Source organism: Methylorubrum podarium, assembly GCF_022179745.1.
In the GTDB taxonomy this organism is placed as follows: Bacteria; Pseudomonadota; Alphaproteobacteria; order Rhizobiales; family Beijerinckiaceae; genus Methylobacterium; species Methylobacterium podarium.
In genome coordinates, this window is sequence record NZ_BPRD01000271.1 from 1 (window position 1) to 5,782 (window position 5,782).

At 69.5% G+C, this 5,782-nt stretch carries 3 protein-coding genes; all 3 read left to right on the forward strand.

The features are described from left to right. The coding region (locus MFF42_RS14020; protein ID WP_238256284.1) for an MdtA/MuxA family multidrug efflux RND transporter periplasmic adaptor subunit at positions 1-1,177 on the forward strand (1,177 nt) is incomplete at its 5' end. 12 nt (positions 1,178-1,189) lie between these two features. Continuing rightward, a complete protein-coding gene (locus MFF42_RS14025) occupies positions 1,190-4,327 on the forward strand; it encodes an MdtB/MuxB family multidrug efflux RND transporter permease subunit (RefSeq protein WP_238256285.1) in 3,138 nt (1,045 codons plus the stop codon). 79 nt (positions 4,328-4,406) lie between these two features. Continuing rightward, positions 4,407-5,782: efflux RND transporter permease subunit (locus MFF42_RS14030; RefSeq protein WP_238256286.1), on the forward strand; the 1,376-nt coding region annotated here is incomplete at its 3' end.

Below are 5,782 nucleotides of genomic sequence, written 5' to 3' on the forward strand. Positions count from 1 at the left end.
GCCGGGCCCCGGCGGCCATGGCCGCGGCGGACGGCCCTTCGAGATGAAGCAGGCGGTCGGCGTCGCGCCGGTCGTGACCGGCGACATGCCGGTGGTGCTCCAGGGACTCGGCACGGTCACGCCGCTGGCCACCGTCTCCGTGCGCTCGCAGATCAACGGCTATCTCACCAAGATCGGCTTCCGCGAGGGCCAGATGGTGAAGGAGGGCGACTTCCTCGCCCAGATCGACCCGCGGCCGTACGAGGCGCTGCTCGCCCAGTATCAGGGCCAGCTCGCCCGCGATCAGGCCCTGCTGCAGAACTCGAAGCTCGACCTCCAGCGCTACCAGACCCTGAACCGCCAGGATTCGATCTCGAAGCAGAACGTCGACACCCAGGCCGCCCTGGTGAAGCAGAACGAGGGCACGGTCGCCGCCGATCAGGCGCTGGTCGATCAGCAGAAGCTGAACCTCACCTACGCTCGGATCGTCTCGCCGGTGGAGGGCCGGGTGGGCCTGAGGCAGGTCGATCTCGGCAACTACATCACCGCCGGCACGACCAACATCGTCGTGGTCACGCAGCTGCGCCCGATCTCGGTGGTGTTCACGCTGCCGGAGGACGACGTGGCGCGGGTGATGCGCCGGCTGCGCCAGGGGGCGAAGCTCACCGTGCGCGCCTACGACCGCAGCGACCAGCACGAGATCGCCACCGGCCGGCTGGAGACCATCGACAACCAGATCGACACGACTACCGGCACGGTGAAGCTCCGGGCGATGTTCGAGAACGAGGAGGAGACTCTGTTCCCGAACCAGTTCGTCAACGCCCGCCTCACCGTCGAGACGATCGAGAAGGCAGCTCTGGTGCCGAACGCCGCGATCCTGCGCGGCACGCCGGGCACCTACGTCTACCTGATGGACGGCGACGAGAAGGTCACGGTCCGCCCGATCAAGACCGGCGAGACCGACGGCGTGAACACGGTGGTGCTGTCGGGCCTCGCCGCGGGCGACCGCGTCGTCACCGACGGCACCGACCGTCTGCGCGAGGGCGCACCGGTGCGCGTCGTCGGCCACGGGAACGGTCCACAGGCGGGGGGACCGGCCGCGGGCGCGCCCGGCGCGACGCTCCCCGCGACGCCGGCGGCCACGGGCTCGGCGGAGGGCGGCCAGGAGCGCCGGGGACGCCGGCGTCAGGCGCCGTAACCGGATGCGGCCATGAACCCGTCCCGCATCTTCATCCTCCGGCCCGTCGCGACGACGCTGTCGATGCTGGCGATCCTGATCGTCGGCGCGGTCTCCTACCTGAACCTGCCGGTCTCGGCCCTGCCCGCCGTCGATTACCCGACGATCCAGGTGCAGACCTTCTATCCCGGCGCCAGCCCAGAGGTGATGACCTCGGCCGTCACCGCGCCGCTGGAGCGGCAGTTCGGCCAGATGGCCAACCTCAACCAGATGTCCTCGCAGAGTTCGGCGGGGGCCTCTGTCATCACGCTCCAGTTCAACCTCGACATCCCCCTCGACATCGCCGAGCAATCGGTCCAGGCGGCGATCAACGCCGCGGGCAACCTGCTGCCGACCGACCTGCCGGCGCCGCCGATCTACGCCAAGGTCAACCCGGCCGACGCGCCGGTGCTGACGCTGGCCCTCACCTCCGCGACGATGCCGCTGACGCAGGTGCGCGACCTCGCCGAGACGCGGCTCGCCCAGAAAATCAGCCAGATCGCCGGCGTCGGCCTCGTCAGCATGGGCGGCGGGCAGCGGCCGGCGGTGCGGGTGCGGTTCAACGCCCTGGCGATGGCCGCCTACGGCCTGAACATCGACGACCTGCGCACGACGATCAGCAACCTCAACGTCAACACGCCCAAGGGCAACATCGACGGGCCGACCCAGTCCTACGCCATCAACGCCAACGATCAGGTCCGCGACCCGGCGGTCTACGCCAGCGCGATCATCGCCTACCGCAACGGTTCGCCGGTCCACCTCACCGACGTGGCAGAGGTCGTGGACGGGGCCGAGAACACCCGCCTCGGCGCCTGGGCCGACCGCACGCCCGCGGTCATCCTCAACATCCAGCGCCAGCCCGGCGCCAACGTCATCGACACGGTGGACCGCATCAAGCGGCTGCTGCCGCAGCTCCAGGCGACGATGCCGGCCTCGGTCTCCGTGGCGATCCTGACCGACCGGACGACGACGATCCGCGCCTCGGTGCACGACGTGCAGTTCGAGCTGATGCTGGCCATCGCGCTCGTCGTGATGGTGATCTTCCTGTTCCTGCGCAGCGTCTCCGCGACGCTGATCCCGAGCCTGTCGGTGCCGCTGTCGCTGATCGGCGCGCTCGCGGCGATGGATGCCTGGGGCTTCTCCCTCGACAACCTCTCGCTGATGGCGCTCACCATCGCCACCGGCTTCGTCGTGGACGACGCCATCGTCGTGATCGAGAACATCGCCCGCCACGTCGAGGAGGGCGACGACCCGTTCGAGGCGGCGCTGAAGGGGAGCCGGGAGATCGGCTTCACCATCATCTCGCTCACCGTCTCGCTGATCGCGGTGCTGATCCCGCTCCTGTTCATGGGCGACGTGGTCGGCCGCCTGTTCCGCGAGTTCGCGATCACCTTGGCCGCGACCATCGTCATCTCGGCGGTGGTCTCGCTGACCCTCGTGCCGATGATGTGCGCGCGGCTCCTCAAGCCCGTCGCCCACGGCGCCGAGACGCCGGCGGCGCGCCGGGAGGGACCGATCGCCCGCGCCGGCCGGCGGCTGAACGACGGCGTCATCGCCCTCTACGGCCGGGCCCTGCGCGTCGTGCTGGCCAACCAGGGCCTGACGCTGCTGGTCACGCTCGGCACGGTGGCGCTCACCGCCTACCTGTTCGTGGTGATCCCCAAGGGCTTCTTCCCCGTGCAGGACACGGGCGTGATCCAGGGCATCTCACAGGCCGATCAGAGCGTCTCCTACGAGGCCATGGCCGAGCGCCAGCAGGCGCTCGCCGACGTGGTGCTGAAGGACCCGGACGTGGCGAGCCTGTCCTCGTTCATCGGCGTGGACGGGCAGAACGTCACGCTCAATTCCGGCCGCTTTCTCATCAACCTCAAGCCCCGCGACGAGCGCGGCGCCGACGCCAGCGCGATCATCCGCCGCCTCAACGCGGCGACGAGTGGCGTGCCGGGGGTGCGGCTCTACATGCAGCCGGTGCAGGATCTGACGATCGACACCGCGGTCTCGGCGACGCAGTACCAGGTCATCCTCGAGAACCCGAACCTCGGCGACTTCGAGACCTGGGTGCCGCGCTACGTCGAGGCCCTGCGCCGCTCGCCCCTGCTCGCCGACGTCACCAGCGACTACCAGGGCAACGGCCTGGCGGCCTACGTCACCATCGACCGCGCCACGGCGGGCCGCTACGGCATCACCCCGGCGACCATCGACAACGTGCTCTACGACGCCTTCGGCCAGCGCATCGTCTCGACCATCTTCACCCAGACGAACCAGTACCGGGTGATCCTGGAGGCGGACCCGAAGCTGCACACCTCGCTCGCCTCCCTCGACAACCTCTACCTGCCGTCCTCCACCGCGCCCTCGGGGCAGGTACCGCTCTCGGCGGTGGCGAAGGTGGAGGAGCGCCGCGCGCCGCTGCTGATCGGCCATCTCGGCCAGTTCCCGGCCACCACCGTCTCGTTCAACCTCGCACCGGGCGTCGCCCTGGGTCAGGCAGTGGACGCACTAGAGGCCGCGCGAAAAGAGATCGACCTGCCGGCGAGCTTCAACGTGGTGCCGCAGGGCTCGGTCTTCGCCTTCGAGGCGGCGCTCTCCAACGAGCTGTTCCTCGTCTGCGCGGCGATCGTGACCGTCTACATCGTGCTCGGCGTGCTCTACGAGAGCTTCATCCACCCCATCACCATCCTCTCGACCCTGCCGTCCGCCGGTATCGGCGCGCTGCTCGGGCTGATGTGGTTCGGGCTGTCGCTCGACATCATCGCGATCATCGGCATCGTGCTCCTGATCGGCATCGTGAAGAAGAACGCGATCATGATGATCGACTTCGCGCTCCAGGCCGAGCGCGAGGAGGGCAAGGCCCCGCGCGACGCGATCTACGAGGCCTGCCTGCTGCGTTTCCGCCCGATCCTGATGACGACGCTGGCCGCCCTGTTCGCGGCGGTGCCGATGATCGTCGGCTCGGGCGTCGGCTCGGAGCTGCGTCAGCCGCTCGGCATCGTCATCGCCGGCGGCCTCATCGTCAGCCAGGTGCTGACGCTGTTCACGACGCCGGTGATCTACCTCGCCTTCGACCGGCTGGAGCGGCGGATCACCCGGCGGCGGGAGGGCGACGGGCTGGCGCCGGGCGGGGCGGTGCCGTGACCATCGCGACGGGCGGCAACGCGCATCGACCCTCCCCCGCGGAGGGGGAGGGTCGTCTGCGCCGCGGACGGTTCACGCCATGAACCTCTCCGAACCCTTCATCCGCCGCCCGGTCGCGACGACGCTGCTGACCATCGGCCTGATGCTCGCCGGCCTGTTCGCCTATGTGCGCCTGCCGGTGGCGCCGCTGCCGCAGGTCGACTTCCCCGTCATCCTCGTCCAGGCGCAGATGGCCGGCGCCTCGCCGGAGACCATGGCCACCACCGTGGCGGCGCCGCTGGAGCGGCGGCTCGGGGCCATCGCCGACGTCAACGAGATGACTTCGACGAGTTCCACCGGCACGGTGCGGATCGTCCTGCTGTTCGGCCTCAACCGGGACATCGACGGCGCCGCCCGCGACGTGCAGGCGGCGATCAACGCCGCGCGGGCCGACCTGCCGACCTCGCTGCGCACCAACCCGACCTACCGCAAGTTCAACCCGGCCGATTCGCCGATCCTGATCCTGGGGCTGACCTCCGACACGCTGACGCCCGGCCAACTCTACGATTCCGCCGCCACGATCGTGCAGCAGCGGATGAGTCAGGTGGAGGGCGTCGGCAACGTCGATATCGGCGGCTCCTCGCTGCCGGCGGTGCGGGTGGAACTGGATCCCACCGCCCTGTTCCACTACGGCATCGGTCTGGAGGGCATCCGCGCCGGGCTCGCCTCGGCCAACGCCAACTCGCCGAAGGGCGACATCGTCGCCGGGGAGCGCCGCTACCAGCTCTACGCCAACGACCAGGGCCGGCAGGCCTCCGACTATCGCGACATCGTCGTGGCCTACCGCAACGGGGCCGCCGTGCGGCTGGCGGATGTCGGCGAGGTGGTCGACTCGGTCGAGGACAAGCGCAATCTCGGCCTCGTCGACGGCAAGCCGGGCGTGATCCTGTTCATCTACAAGCAGCCGGGCTCGAACGTCGTCGAGACGGTGGAGCGAGTGCGCGCGGCGATCCCGCAGGTGAAGGCGGCGCTGCCGGGCGACATCGACCTCAACATCTCCGGCGACCGCTCGGCCACGATCCGCGCCTCGCTGGCGAGCACCGAGGAGACGCTGCTGATCGCCATCGGCCTCGTCATCTTCGTCACCTTCATCTTCCTGCGCTCGTGGCGGGCGACGCTGATCCCGGCGGTGGCGGTGCCGATCTCGATCATCGGCACCTTCGCCGCGATGTGGATGCTCGGCTATTCCCTCGACATCCTCTCGCTGATGGCGCTCATCATCGCGACCGGCTTCGTCGTGGACGACGCCATCGTCGTGCTGGAGAACATTCAGCGCCACATCGAGGCGGGCAAGCCGCGGGTCGAGGCGGCGCTGATCGGCGCCCGCGAGGTCGGCTTCACCGTCGTCTCGATGAGCCTGTCGCTCATCGCGGTGTTCCTGCCGATCCTGCTCATGGGCGGCATCGTCGGCCGCCT